The following is a 22092-nucleotide window of genomic DNA, read 5'->3' on the forward strand; positions in this document are numbered from 1 at the left end:
TCGACCTTGGGGCGGGGGCAGACGTCGGGGTATGGGCTGGACGCACGACTACAGTGACGCAGCACGCAACCGCCGCTCGGCCAGTGGCCTGAGCTCCCACCAGCGAGGCGGTGCACCGCAGATGGCGGGCACGGACCTCAGGGTGGGCATTCCGCGCATTCTGCGCCGCCGGGCCCGCTGGGTCTCGGTACGCCTGCGCCATCCCCGGGGCTGACCCGCCACACCTTCCCGCAACCGCGGCTCACAAGGCGCAGCTGTCGCTGTCCACCTGCTGGTTCGCGGTACGCCCCTTGGTGATGTCCTCCTGGATCTCGTCCGCGGTGAGGGCGTATCCCGTTTTGGCGTCGTCGAGGGACTTCGCGAACACCACGCCGTACACATGGCCTTTGGGCGTGAGCAGCGGCCCGCCGGAGTTGCCCTGGCGGACGGTGGTGTACAGCGAGTAGACGTCCCGGCGGACGGTGCCGCGGTGGTAGATGTCCGGACCGTTGGCCGGCAGGCGGCCACGCACGCGCGCGGCCCGGACGTCGTACGACCCGTTCTCCGGGAACCCAGCGATGATCGCGTCGTCGCCGCTGCGGGCGTCCGTGGTCGTGAACTTCAGGGCGGGCGCCTTGAGATCGGGTACGTCCAGTACGGCGATGTCGCGGTGCCAGTCGTAGAGGACGACCTTCGCGTCGTACTTCCTGCCCTCGCCGCCTATCTGGACGGTGGGCTCGTCGACGCCTCCGACCACGTGCGCGTTGGTCATGACGCGGCGGTCGCCGAAGACGAAGCCGCTGCCCTCCAGGACCTTGCCGCAGCTCTGCGCGGTGCCCATGACCTTGACGATGGAGCGCTTCGCGCGCGTGACCACGGGGCTGTTCGCGAGGGCCGGGTCGGGGGGACGGACATCGTTGATCGGCTCGTTCGAGAACGGGCTGAAGACCTGCGGGAAGCCGTTCTGCGCGAGGACCGAGGAGAAGTCCGCGAACCAGGTGTCGGCCTGGTCGGGCAGGGCCCGGGCGACACCGAGGAGCACCTTGGAGCCGCGGACCTCCTTGCCGAGGGTCGGCAGCGTCGTACCGGCCAGGGCCGAGCCGATCAGCCAGGCCACCAGGAGCATCGCCACGACGTTGACCAGGGCGCCGCCGGTCGCGTCCAGGGCGCGGGCCGGGGACCAGGTGATGTAGCGGCGCAGCTTGTTGCCGAGATGGGTGGTCAGGGCCTGGCCGACGGAGGCGCAGACGATGACGACGACCACCGCGACGACGGCGGCCGTCGTGCTCACCTCGGCGTTGTCGGTCAGTGCGTCCCAGATGACGGGCAGGACGTAGACGGCGACGAGACCACCGCCCAGGAAGCCGATCACCGACAGGATTCCGACGACGAACCCCTGGCGGTAACCCACGATCGCGAACCACACGGCGGCGACCAGCAACAGGATGTCCAGCACGTTCACCGGTTCGAGCCTCGCCTCATCACTCTGCGGTCACCTCAGGTCGGCCGGGGGCCGGCCAGCGGCGACCGATCACAGTGTCCCCCGGGAAGACACAGCACGGCAGACACCCTGTCATGACCGCCAGTCGAGCGGGACCTGCTTCTCCCGGTCCCAGGGCCGCTCCCAGCCCGCGTAGTGGAACAGACGGTCGATGATTCCGGCCGTGAAGCCCCATACCAGGGCCGATTCGACCAGAAATGCCGGACCTCGGTGGCCGCTGGGGTGGACGGTGGTGGCCCGGTTGGCCGGGTCCGTGAGATCCGCCACGGGGACGGTGAACACCCGGGCCGTCTCGTTCGGATCGACGACCCCGACCGGGCTCGGCTCGCGCCACCAGCCCATCACGGGAGTCACCACGAAGCCGCTGACCGGGATGTACAGCCTGGGCAGCACACCGAAGAGCTGCACGCCGGAGGGGTCGAGACCGGTCTCCTCCTCGGCCTCGCGGAGAGCGGCCCGCAGCGGCCCGTCGGCCTTCGGGTCGCCGTCCTCGGGGTCGAGGGCGCCGCCGGGGAAGGACGGCTGCCCGGCGTGCGACCTGAGCGAACTCGCCCGCTCCATCAGCAGCAGCTCGGGGCCGCGCTCGCCCTCGCCGAACAGGATCAGTACGGCGGACTGCCGCCCCGCCCCGTTCTCCGGCGGCAGGAAGCGGCTCAGCTGCAGCGGCTGCACCGTCTCCACGGCACGCACCACCGGGTCCAGCCACTCGGGCAGCCCCTCCTTGCTGAGGACCACCGGACCACCCTGCGTGTTACTCAGATCTGCCTCGCAAAGTCCGCGCCGGTCACGCTCGCCGGCCTGCCTTTCTGCAGGGGATCCGGGGGTCGCCCCCCGGGAAAATGCAGCGCTCGCATTGCTCGCGCGTGTCATCGCCACCCCCGTCCTGCCGAGTCCAACGCCCGGAAGGCCCGAGATCGTTCCTGGCTCCGGGGCTTTGCCGCGCCGGCCGTCATCCGGCCCCCAGCGGCGGCGCCGGCTTGCCGCCCGCGTCCAGGTACGACTGCGGGGGCTTGAGGCGCTGGCCGGGGAAGCCGCCCTTCTCGTACTTGAGCAGTTTCTTCGCCTTCTCCGGGTCCGTCTCGCCCTCGCCGTACGCCGGGCAGAGCGGGGCGATGGGGCAGGCGCCGCAGGCGGGCTTGCGGGCGTGGCAGATGCGCCGGCCGTGGAAGATCACGTGGTGCGAGAGCATCGTCCAGTCGCTCTTGGGGAAGAGCCCGCCGACGGCGGCCTCGATCTTGTCCGGGTCGGTCTCGTCCGTCCACTGCCAGCGCCGCACCAGCCGCTGGAAGTGCGTGTCCACGGTGATGCCGGGCCGCCCGAAGGCGTTCCCGAGCACGACGAAGGCGGTCTTGCGGCCCACCCCAGGCAGCTTGACCAGGTCTTCCAGACGGCCCGGGACCTCCCCGCCGAACTGCTCCACCAGCGCCTTCGACAGCCCCATGACCGACTTGGTCTTGGCCCGGAAGAAGCCGGTCGGGCGGAGGATCTCCTCGACCTCCTCGGGGTTCGCGGCGGCCAGGTCCTCCGGCGTCGGGTACTTGGCGAACAGCGCGGGTGTCGTCTGGTTGACCCGGAGGTCGGTGGTCTGGGCGGACAGGACCGTGGCGACCACCAGCTGGAAGGGGTTCTCGAAGTCCAGCTCCGGGTGGGCGTACGGATACACCTCGGCGAGTTCGCGGTCGATACGGCGAGCACGGCGGACGAGGGCGGTGCGCGACTCGTTCTTCGGCGGCCTGGCGACCGCCTTCGCGGGAGCAGCGCCCTCGACCGCGGCAGACGCCTTCTTGGGCGCCACGACAGCTTTCTTGACGGCCGCCGTCTTTTTCACGGCGGCCTTTTTCGCCAGGGCCTTCTTCACCGGAGCACTTTTCGTCACCTTTGCCGGTTTCTTTCCGCCACCGGAGTTCTGTTCGCCCACAGCGGAATCACGACGTACAACCACCCGCCCAGCCCCCTTGGCCTGTGCTCTCACCGGCGATTTGGACACCCGGCCAGCCTAAAGCCCGGCACTGACATCCGCCCCGGACCCGGGAGATCGGCCCCCAATTGGACCCCTGCCGCTTACCTCGGGACAGGTGTGCGGCATCCTTGTGACAGATCACACTGTTTGGACCGTCCGGCAAAATGGGGAACACGGTCCCCTGGTACCAAGGGGGAGCAAGATCCCCTGAGCAGGTCGACAAGGAGAGAACTCGTGGACGACGTTCTGCGGCGGAACCCGCTCTTCGCGGCGCTCGACGACGAGCAGGCCGCGGAGCTCCGCGCCTCCATGAGTGAGGTCACCCTCGCGCGCGGTGACTCGCTCTTCCACGAGGGCGACCCCGGTGACCGGCTTTACGTCGTCACCGAGGGCAAGGTGAAGCTCCACCGCACCTCCCCCGACGGCCGCGAGAACATGCTCGCCGTCGTCGGCCCCAGCGAGCTGATCGGCGAGCTGTCGCTCTTCGACCCCGGCCCGCGCACCGCCACGGCCACCGCCCTGACCGAGGTCAAGCTCCTCGGTCTCGGCCACGGCGATCTGCAGCCCTGGCTGAGCGCCCGCCCCGAGGTGGCCGGCGCCCTGCTGCGCGCCGTCGCCCGCCGACTGCGCAAGACCAACGACGCGATGTCCGACCTGGTCTTCTCCGACGTCCCCGGCCGTGTCGCCCGCGCCCTGCTGGACCTCTCGCGCCGCTTCGGCGTGCAGTCCGAGGAGGGCATCCACGTCGTCCACGACCTGACGCAGGAGGAGCTGGCCCAGCTGGTCGGCGCCTCGCGCGAGACGGTCAACAAGGCGCTGGCCGACTTCGCGCAGCGCGGGTGGCTGCGGCTGGAGGCACGGGCCGTGATCCTGCTCGACGTCGAGCGACTGGCGAAGCGGTCCCGCTGACGCCTGGTCCCGGCGGCGCTTCTGGGGGCTACCGCCCCCAGACCCCCGCTTCGGCCTGAACGGCCTAGTCCTCAAACGCCGGACAGGCTGATGTGGTGGCCCCATGGCCGAAAGAGTGCGGGTAGCTAGATGAGCCCGTGCTCCTCCAGATAGTCCAGCTGCGCCCGCACCGACAGTTCCGCCGCCGGCCACAGCGAGCGGTCCACGTCCGCGTACACGTGCGCGACGACCTCGTGCGGCGTGCGGTAGCCGTCCTCGACCGCCGTCTCGACCTGCGCGAGGCGGTGCGCGCGGTGGGCCAGGTAGAACTCGACGGCTCCCTGGGCGTCCTCCAGGACGGGGCCGTGGCCCGGCAGCACCGTGTGGACGCCGTCGTCGACCGTCAGCGACCTCAGCCGCCGCAGCGAGTCCAGATAGTCGCCCAGGCGGCCGTCGGGGTGCGCCACGACGGTCGTACCGCGGCCCAGGACGGTGTCGCCCGTCAGGACGGCCCGGTCGGCCGGGAGATGGAAGCAGAGGGAGTCCGAGGTGTGACCGGGGGTCGGCACCACCCTCAGTTCCAGGCCGCCGACCGTGACGACGTCCCCGGCGCCGAGCCCCTCGTCGCCCAGCCGCAACGCCGGGTCCAGGGCCCGCACCTTCGTGCCGGTCAGCCCGGCGAAGCGGGCGGCGCCCTCCGCGTGGTCCGGGTGGCCGTGGGTCAGCAGGGTCAGCGCGATGCGCTTGCCGGCCTTCTCGGCGGTGTCCACGACGTTGCGCAGGTGACCGTCGTCCAGGGGGCCGGGATCGACGACGACGGCCAGCTCGGAGTCGGGCTCGGAGACGATCCAGGTGTTCGTGCCGTCGAGGGTCATCGCCGAGGCGTTGGGCGCCAGGACGTTGACGGCCCGGGCGGTGGCGGGGCCGGTGAGAGCCCCGCCCCGCGGTTGGCCGGGAAGGGCTGCTGCGTCGGTCATGCGGTGTTCTCTTCCGTCGGCGTCGTCGGTCCGGCGAGTCGTCGTCCGGGGGCCGGCGCTGCGCTGGGCAGGGCCCGGCCCGGAAGGACTGCTGCGTACTTCATGCGGAGGCTCCACCGGCAGACAGGCCGGTAGGACGGTCGGCCGGGATGTGCTTGGTGAACTCGTCGTGGCCCGGCCAGGACAGCACGATCTCGCCGTCCTTCAGCCGGGCCTCGGCGAGCACGGGCGTCAGGTCGCGGTCGGGGGCCGCCGCGAGGGCGTCGGCGGCCGTGGCACAGGAGGCCAGCTGGCGCAGGGTCGCGATGGTGGGCGGCATCATCGTCAGCTCGCCCTTGTCGTACGAGGCTGCCGCCTCCCCGGGGCGGATCCACACCGTGCGGTCGGCCTCCGTGGAGGCGTTGCGGGTGCGCTGGCCGTGCGGGAGGGCGGCCACGAAGAACCAGGTGTCGTAGCGCCGGGATTCGAACTCCGGGGTGATCCAGCGGGTCCAGGCGCCGAGCAGGTCCGAGCGCAGGACCAGGCCGCGGCGGTCGAGGAACTCGGCGAAGGAGTACTCGCGGGCCGCCACGGCCGCACGGTCGGCCTCCCAGTCCTCCCCCGTGGTGTCACCGACCACGGAGTCCGCCGACGGCCCGGCGAGCAGGACGCCCGCCTCCTCGTACGTCTCGCGCACGGCCGCGCAGACGATCGCCTGGGCCTCCCGCTCGTCGACGCCGAGCCGCTCGGCCCACCACGCGCGCGTGGGGCCCGCCCAGCGGACGTGGTGCTCGTCGTCGCGGGGATCGACGCCGCCGCCCGGATACGCGTACGCGCCTCCGGCGAAGGCCATGGAGGCGCGTCTGCGCAGCATGTGCACGGCGGGTCCGCGGTCGGTGTCCTTCAGGAGCATGACGGTGGCCGCGCGCTTCGGGACGACCGGGGTGAGCGTGCCGTCCGCCAGCCCGCGGATGCGTTCCGGCCAGTCCTGCGGAAACCACTGCCCATTCGCCATGGGCGGAGGCTATCCCGTGGTGCGCGAATGTTCGAGAGGTCCCCGAGGTCAGAGCGCCGCTACGGGACGAGCTCGACCTGGATCTCGACCTCGACCGGTGCGTCCAGCGGCAGCACCGCCACACCGACCGCACTGCGCGCGTGCACGCCCTTGTCGCCGAGGACCTCGCCGAGCAGTTCGCTCGCGCCGTTGACCACACCGGGCTGACCGGTGAAGTCCGAGGCCGAGGCGACGAAGCCCACGACCTTCACCACACGCGCGATCCGGTCCAGGTCGCCGGTGACGGACTTCACGGCGGCCAGGGCGTTCAGCCCGCACACACGAGCGAGCTCCTTGGCCTCCTCCGGCGTGACCTCCGCGCCGACCTTGCCGGTGACGGGCAGCTTGCCCTCCACCATCGGGAGCTGTCCGGACGTGTACACGTAGGAGCCGGACTGCACGGCCGGCTGGTACGCGGCCAGCGGCGGTACGACCTCGGGCAGGGTCAGTCCGAGCTCGGCCAGCTTCGCCTCGACGGCGCTCATGCCTTCTCCCGCTTCAGGTAGGCCACCAGCTGCTCGGGGTTGTTCGGCCCGGGCACGACCTGGACGAGCTCCCAGCCGTCCTCGCCCCAGGTGTCCAGAATCTGCTTCGTTGCGTGGACGAGCAGTGGCACAGTCGCGTATTCCCACTTGGTCATGTGGCCGACTTTAGCCGCTGCCCGCCCACCGCCCGCTGTCGCGTTGTCCACAGGCTGTCGCGTGCTTGGCGCACGGACTGGTTAGGCTCGAAGACGTGAGCAGGCTCCAGGTCGTCAGCGGCAAGGGCGGGACCGGAAAGACCACGGTCGCCGCCGCTCTCGCGCTGGCCCTCGCGACCGAGGGGAAGCGGACGCTTCTCGTCGAGGTCGAGGGGCGCCAGGGCATCGCGCAGCTCTTCGAGACGGAAGCGCTGCCCTACGAGGAGCGGAAGATCGCCGTCGCTCCAGGGGGCGGGGAGGTGTACGCCCTCGCCATCGACCCCGAACTGGCCCTTCTGGACTACCTCCAGATGTTCTACAAGCTCGGGGGCGCGGGCAGAGCCCTGAAGAAGCTCGGCGCGATCGACTTCGCCACCACCATCGCGCCGGGCCTCAGGGACGTGCTCCTGACCGGCAAGGCGTGCGAGGCGGTGCGGCGCAAGGACAAGGCCGGGCGGTTCGCGTACGACTACGTCGTCATGGACGCGCCGCCCACCGGCCGCATCACCCGCTTCCTGAACGTGAACGACGAGGTGGCGGGCCTCGCCAAGATCGGCCCGATACACAATCAGGCGCAGGCCGTGATGCGGGTGCTGAAGTCGCCGGAGACGGCCGTGCACCTGGTGACGCTGCTGGAGGAGATGCCCGTCCAGGAGACCGCGGACGGGATCGCCGAACTGCGCGCCGCGAAGCTGCCGGTGGGCCGGATCATCGTGAACATGGTGCGGCCCGAGGTGTTGGACGCGGAGGATCTGGAACTCGTACGCAGCGTGCCGCGTTCTTCTGTTGCCAGGTCGCTGTCGGCGGCAGGACTCGGCGGTGCGCGCCGCGGCGGGAACGCGGAGAAGCTGGTGGACCCGCTGCTGCAGCAGGCCGACGAGTACGCCGAGCGGTATGCGCTGGAGCACGAGCAGCGGGCGGTGCTGGCCGAGCAGGGCCTGCCGCTGCACGAACTGCCGCTGCTCGCCGAGGGCATGGACCTGGCGGGGCTGTACGAACTGGCCCGCGAGCTGCGGGAGCAGGGCCTGTCATGAGCCGGGGCACGCGGAGCACGAGCCGTCAGCAGCTGAAGCAGAAGCAGGGGATGTCATGAGTCCGGAGCAGGCCCACACACAGGACACCGCCCGCCACCACCTGACCCCCGCCCGTGTGCTCGACGTCGACCCGCTGCTCGACGATCCCGAGACGCGGATCGTGGTGTGCTGCGGCTCGGGCGGGGTGGGAAAGACCACGACGGCGGCCGCCCTCGGTCTCAGGGCCGCCGAGCGCGGGCGCAAGGTGGTCGTGCTGACCATCGACCCGGCGCGCCGGCTCGCCCAGTCCATGGGCATCGACTCGCTGGACAACACCCCGCGCCGGGTGAAGGGCGTCGAAGGCGACGGTGAGCTGCACGCCATGATGCTCGACATGAAGCGCACCTTCGACGAGATCGTCGAGGCGCACGCGGACGGCGAGCGGGCCGCCGCCATCCTGAACAACCCCTTCTACCAGTCGCTCTCTGCGGGCTTCGCGGGCACGCAGGAGTACATGGCGATGGAGAAGCTCGGGCAGCTGCGCGCGCGGGACGAGTGGGACCTGATCGTCGTCGACACCCCGCCGTCCCGCTCGGCGCTGGACTTCCTGGACGCGCCCAAGCGGCTCGGCTCGTTCCTCGACGGCCGGCTGATCCGGCTGCTCACCGCCCCGGCCAAGCTCGGCGGGCGGGCCGGCATGAAGTTCCTGAACGTCGGGATGTCGATGATGACCGGCACCCTCGGCAAGCTCCTCGGCGGGCAACTCCTCAAGGACGTCCAGACGTTCGTCGCCGCGATGGACACGACCTTCGGCGGGTTCCGCACGCGCGCGGATGCGACATACCGGCTGCTGCAGGCGCCCGGGACGGCGTTCCTCGTGGTCGCGGCACCGGAGCGGGACGCGTTGCGGGAGGCCGCGTACTTCGTGGAGCGGCTGGCCGCCGAGGACATGCCGCTGGCCGGTCTGGTGCTCAACCGGGTGCACGGCAGCGGCGCCGCCCGGCTGTCGGCCGAGCGTGCGCTCGCCGCCGCGGAAAATCTTGTGGAGCCCCGCATTGTCGATCAGGACGGCGGGAAAGCTGGACTTCGTAACTCTCCCGACACGTACGGCAGTTCAGGCTCCCCCGCTTCCGAATCCCCTGCTGACGGGGCCGCCGAGCCTCCCGCGTCCGAGAACCACTCCCCCGGTCCGGATCAGGAGGACGAGGGCGCCCAGGGCGTCGAGCGGCTCACCGCAGGCCTGCTCCGGTTGCACGCCGAACGCATGCAGCTGCTCTCCCGCGAGCAGCGCACGCGTGACCGCTTCACGGCGCTCCACCCCGAGGTGGCGGTGGCCGAAGTGGCCGCGCTGCCCGGCGATGTGCACGACCTCGCAGGGCTCAGGGACATCGGGGACCGGCTCGCGGCCAACCGGCCGGAGCTGCCCGAGGCTGCCGTCGACTGAGCCGAGGGGTGCCCTCAGCTCACCGCCGCGTAGTTCTCGTACACCTCGTCGTCGTCGAGCGGCAGGATCCCCACGCCGCGTTCGTACTCCAGACGAGCCGTCTCAAGGAGCCGGCGCCAGGAGGTGACGGTGGGTCGCCTGCGCAGCAGTGCGCGGCGCTCCCGCTCCGTCATGCCTCCCCACACGCCGAACTCGACGCGATTGTCGAGCGCATCGGCCAGGCATTCCGTGCGTACCGGACATCCGGTGCACACCGCCTTGGCCCTGTTCTGCGCTGCTCCCTGAACGAACAGTTCATCCGGATCGGTAGTGCGGCAGGCGGCCTGCGCACTCCAGTCGGTTACCCAGCCCATACCGGCGCCGTCCTCTCCCGAATCGAGGCTCCCCCACGGCGGCAGCGGCATATTCACCGCCGCCAGTTGAGGACGTTACGGAAGGTGGGCACAGCGCAACACCCCCTTCGGGCCCAATCTTGAATGGCCCGAACGGACTATGCGTAAGCGGCAGATCACCCGGGGGAGTGAGCTGGTGACATACGTGACCTTCCCGGCAAAACGGGACGGTTCAGTTGAGTCACAACGGGCGCCAGGTGACACACAAGGCGGATTCGGACACGCCCCCAACAAAAAAGTTGGGGAACCTCCGGAACGATTCGGGGTCGCCGGACGTATTGATACGTGGCCCTACTGCTGTGACAGTTGAGAGCAGCTTAGGCCAAGGCATATACGCGTGTCCGGCGAATGAGAACGTAGGCTGCCCTCATGCCAAAGAAGCGCTCGGGCGGTGGCCTGTCCCCCACGCAGCAGGCCGCCAAGTTCCTCGGTGTCAGTGTGCTCGCGGGGGCTGTCATGGCCGGTATCGCGCTGCCGGCCGTCGGCGCGCTCGGACTTGCCGCCAAGGGTTCGGTGGAGAGTTTCGACGAGCTGCCCGCCACCCTCAAGACGCCACCCCTGAGCCAGCGCACCACGATCCTCGACGCCGACGGCGGTCAGATCGCCACGGTCTACTCGCGCGACCGCACGGTGGTCCCCCTCAAGGACATGTCGCCGTACATGCAGAAGGCGATCGTCGCGATCGAGGACTCGCGCTTCTACCAGCACGGCGCGGTCGACCTGAAGGGCATCCTGCGCGCGCTGAACAAGAACGTGCAGAGCAGCGGGGTGGCCCAGGGCGCCTCCACGCTCACCCAGCAGCTCGTGAAGAACGTCGCCATCGAGGAGGCCGGCGACGACCCGACGAAGGTCGCGCAGGCCACTCAGCAGACACTCGGCCGCAAGATAAGGGAGCTGAAGTACGCGATCCAGCTCGAGGAGGAGCTCGGCAAGAAGAAGATCCTCGAGAACTACCTGAACATCACGTTCTTCGGCGAGCAGGCCTACGGCGTCGAGGCCGCGTCCCAGCGCTACTTCTCCAAGCACGCCAAGGACCTGAACGTGCAGGAGGCCGCCCTGCTGGCCGGCATCGTCCAGTCGCCCAGCCGGTACGACCCGGTCAACGACTCGACGGAGGCCACCAGGCGCCGCAACGTCGTGCTGCAGCGCATGGCCGACATGGGCGACATCTCGCAGGCCGAGGCCGACAAGGCCAAGAAGACGCCGCTGGGCCTCAACCCGAGCCAGCCGAAGAACGGTTGCATCACCGCGGTCAAGGGCGCCGGCTTCTTCTGTGACTACGTGCGCGAGGTGTTCCTCACCGACCCGATGTTCGGCAAGACCAAGGAAGCCCGGGCGAAGGTCTGGAACCAGGGCGGTCTGACGATCCGTACGACGCTCGACCCGCAGGCCCAGACCTCGGTGCAGGCGTCCATCAAGGACCACGTCTACAAGACCGACGACGTGGCCACCGCGGCCACCCTCGTGGAGCCCGGCACCGGCAAGATCCTCGCCATGGGCCAGTCCCGCCCGTACGGCTTCGGCAAGCACGAGACGCAGATCGATCTGTCCGTGAACCAGGACATGGGCGGCGGCGCGGGCTACCAGCCCGGTTCGACGTTCAAGCCGATCGTGGCCGCGGCCGCCATAGAGGGCGGCACGCCGGCGACACAGTCGTACCCCTCGCCGTACGAGATGGACTATCCGAGCCCGGTCTCGATCTGCAACGGCCGACAGTGGCGTGACGATCCGAACAACCCGAGCAAGGTGGCGAACGAGAACAAGTCGGAGCACGGCCCCTACAGCATGAAGCAGGCGACCGCGAAGTCGGTCAACACCTACTACGTGCAGCTGATCAGCGACATCGGCATCTGCCCGGTCACCGAGATGGCCAAGAAGATGGGCGTGGAGCGCGCGGACGGCGGCAAGCTGCAGCAGGCCCCCTCCATCGCGCTCGGCACCCAGGAGATGTCGCCGCTGACGATGGCGAACGCGTACGCCACCTTCGCCTCGCGCGGCATGTACTGCACGCCGGTCGCCATCGAGTCCATCAGCCAGCGGATCGGCGACCGGACGAAGTCGCTCCCGGTGCCCAAGACGAACTGCACGCGCGCGATGTCGCAGAAGACCGCCGACACCGTGACGACGCTGCTGAAGGGCGTGGTCGAGGACGGTACGGGTCAGCAGGCGGGCCTCAGCGACCGCCCGAGCGCCGGTAAGACCGGTACGACGGACAACCGCTATGCGGCCTGGTTCGTCGGCTTCACCCCGAACCTGGCCGGCGCGGTCTGGGTCGGCGACCCGGCCCACAAGCGCCAGATGAAGCAGATCACCATCGGCGGCCGCTACCACGACCTCGTCTACGGCGCCGACACGCCGGGCCCGATCTGGAAGGACGCCATGACGGGCGCCCTGGACGGCAAGCCCGTCGAGGACTTCAACCTCGTCGACATCCCCGACGGCAACAAGGGCAAGGGCAACGACGACGGCCACAACGGTGACAACGGCGGCAACGCCAACGGCGGCCTCATCGGCGGCCTGACCACCGGTGGCAATGACGGAGGCGCGAACGGCGGCACCACCTTCCCGACGCCCACCTTCTCCTTCCCGGACAACCTGTTCCAGGGCACGAGCAACGGGAACGGCAACGGGAACGGGGGGCGGCGCGGCTGACGCCACGCTCCGGAAACGGCCGACGGCCCCTGTCCCACCGGCTCGCCGGGACAGGGGCCGTGCGGTTCAGCCGCAGTGGTCCCAGCTGCTGGAGTCGTAGGCGACGGTCCGGTCGTTGCAGATGATCGACCCCTCCCCTCGCACGCACTTCCCGGCGGCGACCTTCACCGGGCCCGCGCAGCAGCGAGGGCGGCGGCCCTCGGTGCGGTTCTGCTCGCCCTGCCGTTCCAGGGGGCTTCTCAGCCGGCCAGCAGCTTCTTCACCACCGCCGCGACCCGGCCGCCCTCGGCCAGGCCCGCGACCTTCGGGTTCACGATCTTCATGACGGCGCCCATGGCACGCGGGCCCTCGGCACCGGCGGCCCTGGCCTCGCCGACCGCCTGGGCGACGATGTCGTTCAGCTCCTCGTCGCTGAGCTGCTTGGGCAGGTATTCGGCGAGCACCTCGCCCTCCGCCTTCTCCCGCTCGGCGCTCTCGGCCCGACCACCCTGTGCGAAGGCATCCGCCGCCTCCCGGCGCTTCTTCGCCTCCTTGGTGATCACCTTCAGCACCTCGTCGTCGGAGAGCTCGCGCTTCTCCTTGCCCGCGACCTCCTCCTTGGTGATCGCGGCGAGCGTCAGCCGGAGCGTCGAGGAGCGGAGCTCGTTGCGCTCCTTGATCGCGGTGTTGAGGTCTTCCTGCAGCTTCGACTTGAGCGTGGTGGTCATGGATCCGATTGTCGCAGGTGCGGAACGTCCGACGCCCGTCCATTTAAGGGGCGGTGAGGCCCGGGCCGCCGAGGGCAGCGCGGCTCAAGAGGTCCTGCGGGTCTGACACGATGGATGTATGCGCGCTCGATACGGAGTACCTCTGGGGATCGCGGCGGCCGGTGCCGCCGGTGTGGTGTACGCGGCGGGATTCGAGGCCCGCTCCTTCCGGCTGCGACGGGTGACCGTTCCCGTCCTGCCCGCCGGGATGCGTCCCCTGAGAATCCTCCAGGTCTCCGACATCCACATGGTCGGCGGCCAGCGCAAGAAGCAGCGCTGGCTGCGGTCGCTGGCCGGCCTGCGCCCCGACCTCGTGATCAACACGGGCGACAACCTGTCCGACACGGAGGGCGTGCCCGAGGTCCTGGACGCCCTCGGCCCCCTGATGGACTTCCCGGGCGCGTACGTCTTCGGCTCCAACGACTACTACGGCCCCAGGCCCCGCAACCCCGCCCGCTACCTGCTGGAGAAGGTCCAGGGCCGGCACGGCCTGAACGGCAACCCTCCGGTGGTCGGCGCGGTCCACAACCCGTGGGAGGACCTGCGGGACGGCTTCGACGCGGCGGGCTGGCTGAATCTCACGAACACGCGCGGCACCCTGAAGATCGAGGGCGTCACCCTGGAGCTGACGGGCCTGGACGACCCGCACATCAAGCGCGACCGCTACCCGCAGGTCTCCGGCGGCCCGTCGGCCGGCGCGGACTTCTCGATGGGCGTCGTACACGCTCCGTACCTGCGGGTACTGGACGCCTTCACGGCGGACGACTACCCCCTGATCCTGGCCGGCCACACCCACGGCGGCCAGCTCTGCATCCCCTTCTACGGCGCCCTGGTCACCAACTGCGACCTGGACCCGGCGCGAGTGAAGGGCCTGTCCACGCATACGGCGGAAGGCCGTACGTCCTATCTGCACGTCTCGGCGGGCTGCGGCACCAACCGCTACACGCCGGTACGGTTCGCCTGCCCGCCGGAGGCGACTCTGCTGACGCTGGCGCCCAAGGAGTAACCCGGTCGCCCCACCCACATCGCGGCATATGCCCCCTTTGCCTAGCTTGGGGGCATGACCGCCCCCATACCCAGGGACATACCGGACCTCCCGGCACTGCCCGGCGGGTCCCTGTTTTCGCCCTCCTACGTTCCCGCCTCCGCGGTGCTGGCCCCCGTACACCGCCCCCTCGCCGCCGTGTACCGCCTGCTGGTCGCCCTGGCGGCAGCCGCGGCCGTGACGATCGAACTGCTCCTCGGCAGCCCGGTCCACGTCCTGAGCTACTTCGCGATCCAGAGCAACATCCTGCTGGCCCTGGTCTTCACGCTCGCAGCCCGCCGCGCCTGGACGGCCCGCCGCCCGCTCCCCTCCGCCCTGACGGGTGCGACGCTGCTGTACATCACCATCACGGGGCTGGTGTACCACCTGCTGCTGAAAGGGGCCTCGCCCCCGTTCTCCATGACGGGCGGCAGCACGCCCCCGGCCGGCCTGCAGTGGATCAGCAACCAGATCCTGCACACGGCCGTCCCTGCCGCCGCACTGCTGGACTGGCTGCTCCTGACGGCCCGCGGCCGCCTCCACCTCCGCCAGGCGCCGACGTGGCTGCTCTACCCCCTGGCCTACCTGGCGTTCTCCCTCGGCCGGGGCGAGCTGATCATTCCCGGCACACCGGGCCGCTATCTCTACCCGTTCCTGGACGTCGGCCTGCACGGCTACAAGAGCGTCCTCGGCAACGCCCTCCTCCTCGGCCTCGCCTTCTACGGCCTCGCCGTCGTCCTGGTCGTCCTCGACCACATCCGCCCGAACCCCGTCCGCCACCGCGCGAAAACCGGATTTCGTCTCCAGCCACCAGTGGGCTAAAGTAAACGACGTCGCCGCGACAAGCAGGACATGCGACGACATCGGGGTGTAGCGCAGCTTGGCAGCGCGCTTCGTTCGGGACGAAGAGGTCGTGGGTTCAAATCCCGCCACCCCGACAGCCGAAACACCAGGTCAGGGCCGGTTCTCCTTCACGGGAGACCGGCCCTGACTTGTTCCACGGGGTCCCTGGGGAGTGATTGGGGAGTGGATCAAGGAAATCCAATCCCCGACGTCACTCCCGATCCGCCCTCACCAGCGCATCGAGCGCACGCACCGGCGACCGCGGGTACATGGCAGACCGTGCCGCCAACGCCTCCTCCCACTGCTCGGTCAGTCCGTCCATCAGCCGGTTATGCATCAGCGCCGTGATGTGCGAGTAGCGGGCTTGCACCGAGCCGTCCTCGTGCCCCATGCGTTCATCCATGAGTTGGGGCGGAGTCCGTTGACGGGATTTCCGGGCCGCCGCCCGGTGTGCCGCCGGCGGGCTGGGGTCTCGGCGTTCGCCACGGGCACCGGCCAACCTCTGGTCGACGCCGCTGTGCGGGCCTCCGTAGCGGGCGTGGGTCCTGCACTGTTCCTCCCCGCAGGATCTGGAACACGCGGCCGTACTCGCGCGCCTCCTCGTGCAGCGGCGTCACTCGCTGGAATACAGCTTTTCGGCTGCCGGCAGTGGCTGGTCAGTGCCAGTTGGTGTCGTGGGTTAGTCGCTTGTCGTGGGTGTCGTACTGGTCGACTGCGGTGATGGTCTGTCCGTTGGGGATGGGTGCGGCCCAGGCGCGGTAGGTGGTGCCGGGGACGGTGACGGTGGTGGCTTTGATCTGGGTGCCGTCGGAGAGGGAGATCACGCCGTAGGCGACGTCGGCTTCGGGGTTGGAGACCATGAGCCGGCTGCCGCTGAGGCCCTTGTCGTGCAGGCTCCACAGGCCCATTTCGACTGAGGCGTGGGGGTCCTGTGTGCCGGTGACGGGCTGGCAGTCGCTCCAGAGGCCGCCTTGGTGGTCGATGCGGACGCCGCCGATGTACATGCGCTGGCACAGCAAGGATGTGGCCTGTGTTTTTGTTCCGTCGGGGAGTGTGGGCAGGGCGTAGCCCTTGGGCAGGGTCCGGTGGAACTCCAGCGCCACCGACCAGCGGTGCCCGTCTGTCGTCCCTTCGGCCACCCGGGCACGGACCGTGCCGGGAGTCGGGGTGCGGGGTGAGCTCGCGACGGGCGAGGGCCGGCGCGCGGGTGCGACTTCACCAGGCGGTGGCTTCAGGAACGCAGCCATCAGCCCGAGGCCCAGGACGCAGGCGGCACTCAGCACGGCAGCCGCGGCACGGCGGCGGTTTCTGCGGGCCCGCGCTGCCGTCAGGATCTGGCCGATGGGGGCCTGGGACGAGGGGTAGGCCTCGCGTGACCGGGCGAAGGCCGCGCGTGCCCAGTCTTCTTGGCCGTGGTCTGGAATCATCGTGCCTCTGCGGGGCGGCTGTGCGGGTAGTTGCAGGCGAGGGTCGACCGGCTGCGCAGCTTGGCCAGGGCTCGGGACGCCTGGCTCTTCACGGTGCCGACCGAGCAGCCGAGGACGTCTGCCACTTCCTCGACGGACAGATCCTCGCAGTAGCGCAGCACCACGACCGCTCGCTGCCGCTCGGGCAGGTCGGCGAGTTCGCGGGCCAGAGTGTCGTACACGTCCACGCCTTCGGCACCGGCCCCCTCGTCGTGGACGGGGCCGGTGTCGGGTAGCGATGGGAGAAGGAGGTGGGTGATCCTGCGGCGGCGGTGCCGGCTGCGGTTGGTGTTGACCAGTGCGCGGCGAACGTAGTGTTCGGCGCCCTCCGGTTCCAGCCGCTGCCAGTGCGGGTACACCTTCGCCAGCGTCGTCTGCACCAGGTCTTCGGCTTCGTGGAAGTCGCCGGTGAGCAGGTACGCGGTGTGGGTCAGGGCCCGCCAACGGGCGGTGACGAACCGGGTGAACTCCGAGTCCGGTCCGCTGTCCGCGGCCTTGCGGTCACTTGGCTGCACAGCAGGAGGTGCCCGTCCTTCGTCTGACTGGTCAGCGCCAGTTGGTGTCGTGGGTGAGTCGCTTGTCGTGGGTGTCGTACTGGTCGACTGCGGTGATGGTCTGTCCGTTGGGGATGGGTGCGGCCCAGGCGCGGTAGGTGGTGCCGGGGACGGTGACGGTGGTGGCTTTGACGTGGGTGCCGTCGGAAAGGGTGAGGACACCGTAGGCGACGTCGGCTTCGGGGTTGGAGACCATGAGCCGACTGCCGCTGAGGCCCTTGTCGTGCAGGCCCCACAGCCCCATCTCGCCTGAGGCGTGGGGGTCCTGCGTGCCCGTGACGGGCTGGCAGTCGCTCCAGGGGCCGCCTTGGTGGTCGATACGGACGCCGCCGATGTACATGCGCTGGCACAGCAAGGATGTGCCCTGTGCCGAGGATCCGTCGGGAAGTCTGGGCAGGGTGTAGCCCTTGGGCAGTGTCCGGTGGAACTCCAGCGCCACCGACCAACGGTGCCCGTCCACTCGCCCGCTGCCGATCACCTGCGTGACCACCTGCGGCACCTGCCGGTGAGCGGAAGCAGGCTGCTTGGCAACGACGGATGCGGGTGCTGACGCCGGGTGTACCGCCGGGCCCGACGCCGCCTCGCTCGCGGAGGCACCGAACGAGATCCCTCCGAGCGCGGCGACTGCGACGGTCGCCAGGGCTGCCTTCCTGGCAAAACTGAGAGCCACGGAGCATTTCTCCTTCAAAGCTGCCGCCCGGCGCCACGCCCGGCGGTCCTCGACGGCCGGCGCGCTGGGCCCGCGTGCCGACCTGCGGCAACCACCGGGAGCGGTGGCCGCAGCTTGGACGTCCACCCGTAGGTACTCCCAAACACTCACAGCGGGTTGCACGCCGCGCGACATCGCTTCGCGGCATCCCCGCTCGCCGGTGCCTGGGACCCATCGGGTGCCAGGGCCGGCCAGGGAAGCAGCCTTGCTGTCGCCTGCCGGGCAGTGGGGCATTTCATGGGGCGTCCGGCCCCGTGCCGCCGTATGGCCAGGCCATGCGCACTCTGCCGAGCGGTCCTGTAAATCTGCCGGGGACCGTGCAACGGGGCCGCACTTGGGCCGTGTGTCCGCGTGACGTACATCGACGACCCGAACGGCTACGTACCCCCCGAGGCAATCCGCGGCGCGTGGTTGGTGGACGGCAGCGGGAAGCTGACCGGTGAGTACCAGGAGAACCCCGTCACGGGGTGCCACAGGACGACGTCAGCAAGCTCACGGATCCTGATCACTGGCTGGGCTGGCTCGGCGATGATCCCGCGACCGCCGTCCGGCAGGGCATCGAAGAGTCCTTGCGCGCCCAGGTGGCAGACGCGGTGGTCGAGTGGGTCAAGATCCTTGAAACGCCCCTGTTCCTCACGGGCGGGCGTCGGCATTCCGAGGACCAACAGGTCATGTTGGTCACCCGCGCGGCACTCGCCGCGCCGTTCGCATTGTCCGTGCGCACCACGCAGCACGGCCGTTCCATCCTCCTGGGGGTGTTCTCGTGGGCGGCGGTGAACCTCTCACCGCCCGGAGTCCGCAAGGATCGGCACTGGTTCGACCTGGGCGTCGGGCTGGACTGGGCCGGTGAACAGCTTCAGGGGCGGATTTACGAGATTGACGGTGAGGACGACACCGCCGAGCGGTAGAGCAGCAAAGCCACGCCGCACCGTCCTGGGGAACGCGAGCAGCTCTGGAGACTGAGCTGCCGGGCAACCGGTAGACCGCCCACCTCGAACGGAACACATCTCACCGCCCGCTTCATATCGTCTGCACTCTCCGCGTTCCTCGACGGACTCGCCCACTGCGCACGGCACATCGAACTGGCCGGCGAGCCCGCCGCAGCACCTCCCGCCTTGTCTGGGGTTGGGTTGCGCCTCCCTGCCCGTCTCACTCTCGGCGCGCGCGGATCACGGGTGAGCTAACCTGCGCGCATGCGTGGACAGTTCACCGGCTGGCCCGAGCAGGCCATGGACGTGTTGTGGCAGCTCCAGGGCGAACCGACCCACGCAACCCGCGAGCGCTACCGCGCGGACCGCGAACGGCTGGTCCGACAGCCGATGATCGCCCTGCTCAACGAGGTCGCGGACGCCGACCCCCGGTACGAGGACTTCTCCGTCTGGCACTACCGCACCAACTCCTGGTGGTGGCAGCACCAGGGCGCCGTGATCCGGCTCGGCCGCAAGATCGAGATCGGTCTGCGGTTCTCCCTGGACGGCCTGCGGATCCAGGGCGCCTGGTGGTACCCCGATCCCGGCCAGGTCGACATGTTCCGCAAAGCCGTAGCCTCCGAGGGGAGCGGCCACGAGCTGTCCGTCATCGTCGAGGACGTACGGAGGAAGGGCTACGACATCTCCGGGGACGTGATGAAACGCCCCCCGCGCGGTTATCCGACGGACCACGCCCATGCCGATCTGCTGCGCCACCGTTCACTGATCGCCGCCCGTCCCCTCGGCTGCGACGAGTGGCTGCACACCCCCGAGGCGGTCGACCGGGTCCTGTCGGCCGCCGCCGACCTGGACCCCCTGCTGATGTGGCTGGTCCGCCACGTGAAGCGCACCGCCTGACCTCACGAGGGCGCCGCACGGCCCGGGAGGAACCACGCCCGTACCCCCGCCCCCGCGCTCAGAAGATGCGCACCTTCAGCGCCGACCGGCCCCGCAGCGAGCACCCTCGAGCGCACATCCGGCAGGGGCTTGGGAATTGCAGGCATGAACCGGGGTGACGCCCCCGAGCACCGCGATGTTGCGGTCGAACATCCGGCGGCAGAACGCCCCTCCCGCGGTTCCCGCTGTACGGCACCCCCGTACAGCCGACCCACCACCGTCCCGGGCGACAGCGGCCGGTCGGTGACGTTACGTTCACTCGACCTGCGCCTTCGTGCAGCCGCCGTCGGCTTCCTTGTACCGCTTGCCCTTCTCTGCGAGGGCGCACGGTCGGACGGGACGTCGTCAGCATGTCGACGCACTGCTGCAGATAACCCTCGGCGAGCTGAGCGAGCGCCGTGGTCTCGGCGTTCGCCGCCCTCGGAGCAGCCAAGTCGGCGGGCTGGGCGCGCGCGGGGCGAGGAAGGTTAAGTCCGACAGCGTCGCCGAGTGCACCCATGCCTGGCACCGGCGAGTGCGGAATCAGTCCGGTGGATTCGTGCTAAATCGCAGGGCGTTGAGCCGTAGACTTCGGCAGTCAACGCCGACGAGGTCCGGTCGTTGCGCGCGCCCGCGGGGAGGAAATCGCATGCAGGACCCTTCGGACTCGATAGACATCGGCGAGCCCGAGGAGGACGGCCGGAGCGATACCGCCGACTCAGCGATGGACGATTCGACGTCCAACTCGGACATCGACTCGACGACGGCGTCGACGGTCCTGGTGGAGGTGCTCCCAGGGGTGGCTCTCGTCGCTGGTGAGGTCCCGCCGGAGCTGAAGCCCGATCTGATCGACTTCGGGATCGTGCCGACGGCCGACCGCAAGCAGATCTCAGCGATCCTCGCCTCGATCGGGAACGCGGCGACCGTGATCGGCAATCTCGGAAACGCGTTCGCCAGTGTGCAGGGGCTCTACAGGATCGGCAACACGGCACAGGCCCTGCTGAACAGCGGCGCGACGCTCGCCGTCAAGGACGGCGGGAACCTCGGAACGGTGATGGTTCCTGGCCGCATCCTGCATCAGGCCCGCTTCTACTCCGTGAATACGGTGAGCAAGGCGCAGGCCGCGGCCTCGATCGGGCCGGCGCTGGCCATGGTCGGCCTTCAGATGATGCTGAGTGAGGTCTCGGGCCTCGTCAGAACCAACCTCGCGGTGACAAGCCAGGTCCTCACCACCATCCGCAAGGACCAGTGGGCCGAACTGACGGGGCTCGTCGCTGCCATCGAGCGCGCGGTCGACCAGGCGCGGGAGATCGAATCGGTCCCGAGGTCCTTGTGGGAGGACGTCGCGGGCAGTGGAGCGCTGCTGCAGAAGCAGCTTGAGCTCTATCAGGGGAACGTCCGCGACCACGTCAGGCAGATCGATCGGGCCGACACACGCAGCCGGCGTGAGTATCTGCAGACGAACGCCGAGGCGATCGCCTTCGACGCCTACGCCCTCCTGTCCTCCCTCAAGGCATGGACCGGGTATCACGCGCTGCGCGCCGCGAGGGCCAGAGCCGCTGGACGCGACGACGCCGCCGAGGCGCAGTACGCCGAGGTCATCGCGCGCGACACCCGCGCTGAGTTCGACTCCGTTCTGGCCGAGACGACGAACCTCGTCGACGCGCTGACGCGGGAGCTGCGGATCACGGCCGAGCTCCCCGGACCCGACGCATGGCCGCTGCTGGGGAAGCGGAAGGACGTGAAGGCAGCCCGCGAAATCTCCGCCCGCCTTCTGGAGGCGGTCGGGCCTCTTGCCGATGCTCTCCTTCCGCCAGCCCCTCCGCTCGAGGCCCCGGGCGTCGTCTGCGCACCCGAATCGCTGGGTCTCGAACCGTACCTGCGCATCCTGCGATGGCTCCTCGAGGACGGTGAGAACCTACGTGTCCTCGGTTTCCCCGAACAGTTCGATTCCGTCGATCCAATTTCTGCGATTCTCGGCGGAGCGAAGGAGATGTTGGCGGCAGCGATGGACAAGGCTGCGGTAAAGACAATGGTCGCTGTCACGGATCGCCGCATCATCATGGCCAAGACGAACGCATTCCTCGAACAAGGCGCGGTTCTTCAAGACATCCCGGTCGACCAAGTGCGATACATCCGAGCAGCGACCTCGCAGGACCGGAGCGCACGCTCGGCGGTCGACCTCATCACGCGCGACGAGAACATCCGGTGGCTCTTCCACGCTGACATCGACCACACTCAAGTGGACGCGCTCGCCGCCGTCCTTGCCGAGTCGATGACGATCCCGGACGCTGAACGCGAGGAGCTTCAACGGCGGCGCTACGCCCCCATCGAGGCCGGCGAGAACAGGCCAGCGGCGTTCAGCCGCTCCCGGTCCGATGGTTGAGC

At 69.6% G+C, this 22092-nt stretch carries 23 protein-coding genes and 1 tRNA gene; 11 read left to right on the forward strand and 13 right to left on the reverse strand.

Translation table 11 applies throughout. The features are described from left to right. Positions 1 to 31 precede the first annotated feature (31 nt). Positions 32 to 214, forward strand: a complete 183-nt coding sequence (locus ACFY1E_RS06035; RefSeq protein WP_078912721.1) for a hypothetical protein — start codon at positions 32 to 34, stop codon at positions 212 to 214. A gap of 27 nt (positions 215 to 241) precedes the next feature. On the opposite strand, the gene ACFY1E_RS06040 is transcribed toward ACFY1E_RS06035, so the two are convergent. The 3 genes from ACFY1E_RS06040 to nth all read right to left on the reverse strand — a co-directional run bounded on the left by ACFY1E_RS06040 (position 242) and on the right by nth (position 3398). Further along, positions 242 to 1441, reverse strand: coding sequence for a MarP family serine protease (locus ACFY1E_RS06040; RefSeq protein ID WP_389071990.1), 1200 nt, complete (start codon positions 1439 to 1441; stop codon positions 242 to 244). A gap of 111 nt (positions 1442 to 1552) precedes the next feature. Further along, a complete protein-coding gene (locus ACFY1E_RS06045; RefSeq protein WP_389071992.1) occupies positions 1553 to 2215 on the reverse strand; it encodes an NUDIX hydrolase in 663 nt (220 codons plus the stop codon). A 214-nt stretch (positions 2216 to 2429) separates the two neighbouring features. Continuing rightward, positions 2430 to 3398 carry an endonuclease III gene (gene nth, locus ACFY1E_RS06050; protein ID WP_389071995.1) on the reverse strand — a complete coding sequence of 323 codons (969 nt, stop codon included), beginning with the start codon at positions 3396 to 3398 and terminating at the stop codon, positions 2430 to 2432. Between the two features lie 276 nt (positions 3399 to 3674). Here nth and ACFY1E_RS06055 point away from each other — a divergent pair, with 276 nt between their 5' ends. Continuing rightward, complete coding sequence (locus tag ACFY1E_RS06055) at positions 3675 to 4349, forward strand: Crp/Fnr family transcriptional regulator (RefSeq protein ID WP_115906767.1); 675 nt, start codon at positions 3675 to 3677, stop codon at positions 4347 to 4349. 125 nt (positions 4350 to 4474) lie between these two features. Here ACFY1E_RS06055 and ACFY1E_RS06060 read toward each other — a convergent pair whose 3' ends face one another. The 4 genes from ACFY1E_RS06060 to ACFY1E_RS06075 form a co-directional block, all read right to left on the reverse strand. Next, positions 4475 to 5305 carry an MBL fold metallo-hydrolase gene (locus ACFY1E_RS06060; RefSeq protein ID WP_389071998.1) on the reverse strand — a complete coding sequence of 277 codons (831 nt, stop codon included), beginning with the start codon at positions 5303 to 5305 and terminating at the stop codon, positions 4475 to 4477. Between the two features lie 100 nt (positions 5306 to 5405). Continuing rightward, positions 5406 to 6299 (reverse strand): NUDIX hydrolase, encoded by an 894-nt coding sequence (locus ACFY1E_RS06065; RefSeq protein ID WP_389072000.1) that lies wholly within the window; start codon positions 6297 to 6299, stop codon positions 5406 to 5408. Positions 6300 to 6358: 59 nt separating this feature from the next. After that, positions 6359 to 6823 (reverse strand): RidA family protein, encoded by a 465-nt coding sequence (locus tag ACFY1E_RS06070; RefSeq protein WP_389072003.1) that lies wholly within the window; start codon positions 6821 to 6823, stop codon positions 6359 to 6361. Next, positions 6820 to 6978: a DUF4177 domain-containing protein gene (locus tag ACFY1E_RS06075; RefSeq protein WP_003967454.1), complete on the reverse strand. Its 159-nt coding sequence runs from the start codon at positions 6976 to 6978 to the stop codon at positions 6820 to 6822. The genes ACFY1E_RS06070 and ACFY1E_RS06075 overlap by 4 nt, the downstream gene beginning before the upstream one ends. A gap of 95 nt (positions 6979 to 7073) precedes the next feature. On the opposite strand from ACFY1E_RS06075, the gene ACFY1E_RS06080 reads away from it, so the two are divergent. Then, positions 7074 to 8051, forward strand: a complete 978-nt coding sequence (locus tag ACFY1E_RS06080; protein ID WP_115906771.1) for an ArsA-related P-loop ATPase — start codon at positions 7074 to 7076, stop codon at positions 8049 to 8051. 55 nt (positions 8052 to 8106) lie between these two features. Beyond that, a complete protein-coding gene (locus ACFY1E_RS06085; protein WP_389072005.1) occupies positions 8107 to 9474 on the forward strand; it encodes an ArsA family ATPase in 1368 nt (455 codons plus the stop codon). A 14-nt stretch (positions 9475 to 9488) separates the two neighbouring features. Here ACFY1E_RS06085 and wblA read toward each other — a convergent pair whose 3' ends face one another. Then, positions 9489 to 9827 (reverse strand): transcriptional regulator WblA, encoded by a 339-nt coding sequence (gene wblA / locus ACFY1E_RS06090; protein ID WP_185124443.1) that lies wholly within the window; start codon positions 9825 to 9827, stop codon positions 9489 to 9491. A gap of 408 nt (positions 9828 to 10235) precedes the next feature. On the opposite strand from wblA, the gene ACFY1E_RS06095 reads away from it, so the two are divergent. After that, the gene (locus tag ACFY1E_RS06095; RefSeq protein ID WP_389072008.1) at positions 10236 to 12518 is read left to right on the forward strand and encodes a transglycosylase domain-containing protein; all 2283 of its coding nucleotides are present in this window, start codon (positions 10236 to 10238) and stop codon (positions 12516 to 12518) included. Positions 12519 to 12757: 239 nt separating this feature from the next. Here the strand turns inward: ACFY1E_RS06095 and ACFY1E_RS06100 are convergent, their stop codons facing one another. Then, positions 12758 to 13225 carry a GatB/YqeY domain-containing protein gene (locus ACFY1E_RS06100; protein ID WP_389072011.1) on the reverse strand — a complete coding sequence of 156 codons (468 nt, stop codon included), beginning with the start codon at positions 13223 to 13225 and terminating at the stop codon, positions 12758 to 12760. Between the two features lie 118 nt (positions 13226 to 13343). Here ACFY1E_RS06100 and ACFY1E_RS06105 point away from each other — a divergent pair, with 118 nt between their 5' ends. The 3 genes from ACFY1E_RS06105 to ACFY1E_RS06115 all read left to right on the forward strand — a co-directional run bounded on the left by ACFY1E_RS06105 (position 13344) and on the right by ACFY1E_RS06115 (position 15226). Next, positions 13344 to 14270: a metallophosphoesterase gene (locus tag ACFY1E_RS06105; protein ID WP_389072013.1), complete on the forward strand. Its 927-nt coding sequence runs from the start codon at positions 13344 to 13346 to the stop codon at positions 14268 to 14270. A 54-nt stretch (positions 14271 to 14324) separates the two neighbouring features. Beyond that, on the forward strand, positions 14325 to 15110 hold the full coding sequence (locus ACFY1E_RS06110) for a Pr6Pr family membrane protein (protein WP_389072015.1): 786 nt from the start codon (positions 14325 to 14327) through the stop codon (positions 15108 to 15110). 42 nt (positions 15111 to 15152) lie between these two features. Beyond that, positions 15153 to 15226, forward strand: a tRNA-Pro gene (locus ACFY1E_RS06115). Between the two features lie 116 nt (positions 15227 to 15342). Here ACFY1E_RS06115 and ACFY1E_RS06120 read toward each other — a convergent pair. From ACFY1E_RS06120 to ACFY1E_RS06135, 4 genes are all read right to left on the reverse strand, one after another. Next, complete coding sequence (locus ACFY1E_RS06120) at positions 15343 to 15522, reverse strand: hypothetical protein (protein ID WP_389072017.1); 180 nt, start codon at positions 15520 to 15522, stop codon at positions 15343 to 15345. Between the two features lie 265 nt (positions 15523 to 15787). Next, on the reverse strand, positions 15788 to 16558 hold the full coding sequence (locus tag ACFY1E_RS06125) for a hypothetical protein (RefSeq protein ID WP_389072019.1): 771 nt from the start codon (positions 16556 to 16558) through the stop codon (positions 15788 to 15790). Then, positions 16555 to 17112: a SigE family RNA polymerase sigma factor gene (locus tag ACFY1E_RS06130; protein WP_389072022.1), complete on the reverse strand. Its 558-nt coding sequence runs from the start codon at positions 17110 to 17112 to the stop codon at positions 16555 to 16557. Before ACFY1E_RS06130 ends, ACFY1E_RS06125 begins: the two co-directional genes overlap by 4 nt. A gap of 31 nt (positions 17113 to 17143) precedes the next feature. Continuing rightward, a complete protein-coding gene (locus tag ACFY1E_RS06135; RefSeq protein ID WP_389072025.1) occupies positions 17144 to 17821 on the reverse strand; it encodes a hypothetical protein in 678 nt (225 codons plus the stop codon). Between the two features lie 506 nt (positions 17822 to 18327). Between ACFY1E_RS06135 and ACFY1E_RS06140 the strand changes: the two genes are divergently transcribed. From ACFY1E_RS06140 to ACFY1E_RS06150, 3 genes are all read left to right on the forward strand, one after another. After that, the gene (locus tag ACFY1E_RS06140; protein ID WP_389072027.1) at positions 18328 to 18768 is read left to right on the forward strand and encodes a hypothetical protein; all 441 of its coding nucleotides are present in this window, start codon (positions 18328 to 18330) and stop codon (positions 18766 to 18768) included. 285 nt (positions 18769 to 19053) lie between these two features. Next, positions 19054 to 19686 (forward strand): DUF2461 family protein, encoded by a 633-nt coding sequence (locus tag ACFY1E_RS06145; protein ID WP_389072030.1) that lies wholly within the window; start codon positions 19054 to 19056, stop codon positions 19684 to 19686. Between the two features lie 667 nt (positions 19687 to 20353). Beyond that, positions 20354 to 22090 carry a hypothetical protein gene (locus ACFY1E_RS06150; protein ID WP_389072032.1) on the forward strand — a complete coding sequence of 579 codons (1737 nt, stop codon included), beginning with the start codon at positions 20354 to 20356 and terminating at the stop codon, positions 22088 to 22090. The last annotated feature ends 2 nt before the right edge of the window (positions 22091 to 22092 follow it).

The sequence above is a fragment of the Streptomyces sp. NPDC001604 genome (assembly GCF_042893475.1).
Lineage (GTDB): Bacteria > Actinomycetota > Actinomycetes > Streptomycetales > Streptomycetaceae > Streptomyces.

Bases quoted from the DNA above. Each gene is read 5' to 3' on its own strand.
- ACFY1E_RS06035 (WP_078912721.1), top strand. From the start codon at position 32: ATGGGCTGGACGCACGACTACAGTGACGCAGCACGCAACCGCCGCTCG.
- ACFY1E_RS06060 (WP_389071998.1), bottom strand. From the start codon at position 5,305: ATGACCGACGCAGCAGCCCTTCCCGGCCAACCGCGGGGCGGGGCTCTC.
- ACFY1E_RS06065 (WP_389072000.1), bottom strand. From the start codon at position 6,299: ATGGCGAATGGGCAGTGGTTTCCGCAGGACTGGCCGGAACGCATCCGC.
- ACFY1E_RS06070 (WP_389072003.1), bottom strand. From the start codon at position 6,823: ATGAGCGCCGTCGAGGCGAAGCTGGCCGAGCTCGGACTGACCCTGCCC.
- ACFY1E_RS06075 (WP_003967454.1), bottom strand. From the start codon at position 6,978: ATGACCAAGTGGGAATACGCGACTGTGCCACTGCTCGTCCACGCAACG.
- ACFY1E_RS06085 (WP_389072005.1), top strand. From the start codon at position 8,107: ATGAGTCCGGAGCAGGCCCACACACAGGACACCGCCCGCCACCACCTG.
- wblA (WP_185124443.1), bottom strand. From the start codon at position 9,827: ATGGGCTGGGTAACCGACTGGAGTGCGCAGGCCGCCTGCCGCACTACC.
- ACFY1E_RS06095 (WP_389072008.1), top strand. From the start codon at position 10,236: ATGCCAAAGAAGCGCTCGGGCGGTGGCCTGTCCCCCACGCAGCAGGCC.
- ACFY1E_RS06100 (WP_389072011.1), bottom strand. From the start codon at position 13,225: ATGACCACCACGCTCAAGTCGAAGCTGCAGGAAGACCTCAACACCGCG.
- ACFY1E_RS06105 (WP_389072013.1), top strand. From the start codon at position 13,344: ATGCGCGCTCGATACGGAGTACCTCTGGGGATCGCGGCGGCCGGTGCC.
- ACFY1E_RS06110 (WP_389072015.1), top strand. From the start codon at position 14,325: ATGACCGCCCCCATACCCAGGGACATACCGGACCTCCCGGCACTGCCC.
- ACFY1E_RS06120 (WP_389072017.1), bottom strand. From the start codon at position 15,522: ATGGGGCACGAGGACGGCTCGGTGCAAGCCCGCTACTCGCACATCACG.
- ACFY1E_RS06125 (WP_389072019.1), bottom strand. From the start codon at position 16,558: ATGATTCCAGACCACGGCCAAGAAGACTGGGCACGCGCGGCCTTCGCC.
- ACFY1E_RS06145 (WP_389072030.1), top strand. From the start codon at position 19,054: ATGCGTGGACAGTTCACCGGCTGGCCCGAGCAGGCCATGGACGTGTTG.
- ACFY1E_RS06150 (WP_389072032.1), top strand. From the start codon at position 20,354: ATGCAGGACCCTTCGGACTCGATAGACATCGGCGAGCCCGAGGAGGAC.